Source organism: Streptomyces sp. A01, from assembly GCF_059026195.1.
The window spans coordinates 1-887 of record NZ_JBWLKN010000105.1 but is presented as its reverse complement, the minus strand read 5'-3'; the positions used below and the strand labels follow the sequence as shown (position 1 = coordinate 887).

1 protein-coding gene is annotated in these 887 nt (G+C 66.1%); it reads right to left on the bottom strand.

Annotated features, from left to right (window positions below; all coding sequences use genetic code 11):
• Positions 1-887, bottom strand: an 887-nt coding sequence (locus AC5P1B_RS35715) for an acyl carrier protein (protein ID WP_493892200.1), incomplete at both ends; no start/stop codon positions are given.

Genomic DNA, 887 nt, shown 5'->3' with positions numbered 1-887 from the left:
CAGCGCCACCAGAGAAGACGAGCACGCGGTATCCACCGTCACCGCAGGGCCCTCCAGCCCCAGGGTGTACGCCACCCGGCCCGTCACCACACTGCTGGCATTGCCTGCCAGCAGGTACCCCTCGACTTCGGCAGGAACCTTGCTCAGGAACGTGGCGTAGTCACCACTGCTCGAACCGGCGAAGACCCCGGTCTGGCTGCCCTTGAGCGACGTTGGGTCGATCCCCGCACGCTCCAGCACCTCCCAGGCGACCTCCATCAGCAACCGCTGCTGAGGGTCCATCGCCAATGCTTCACGCGGAGAGATTCCAAAGAACGCCGGGTCGAAGCACGCCGCATCCTCCAGAAAGCCACCCTCGCGCGCATAGGATTTGCCGACCCTCTCCGGGTCGGGGTCGTACAACCCCTCCAGGTCCCAGCCACGATCAGCCGGGAACCCCGAGACCGCGTCTCCACCGGCCGCCACCAGATCCCACAAAGCCTCAGGCGATGAGACGCCGCCCGGATACCGGCAGGCCATACCCACCACCGCGATCGGCTCGTCGGCAGTCGACGTGCGCATGGTGGGGGCGGTAATGGCAGGTCGATGCCCCAGGAGTTTTTCGCGCAGGTGGTGGGCGAGGGTGGCGGGGTTAGGGTAGTCGAACACCAGGGTCGTGGGCAGCGCGAGTCCAGTGGCCGTACGCAGCCGATTACGCAGCTCGACAGCCGTCAGTGAATCAAAGCCAACATCCCTGAAAGCGCGCTCCGCCTCCATTCCTTCGTGTGATGCGTGTCCGAGGGTGGTTGCGGCGTGGGTGCGTACGAGGTCGAGCAGGGCCTCGGTTTGTTCCTCAGCGGTGAGTTCGCCAAGACGCTCCCGCAGCCCCGCCGCCGTATCACGCTCCA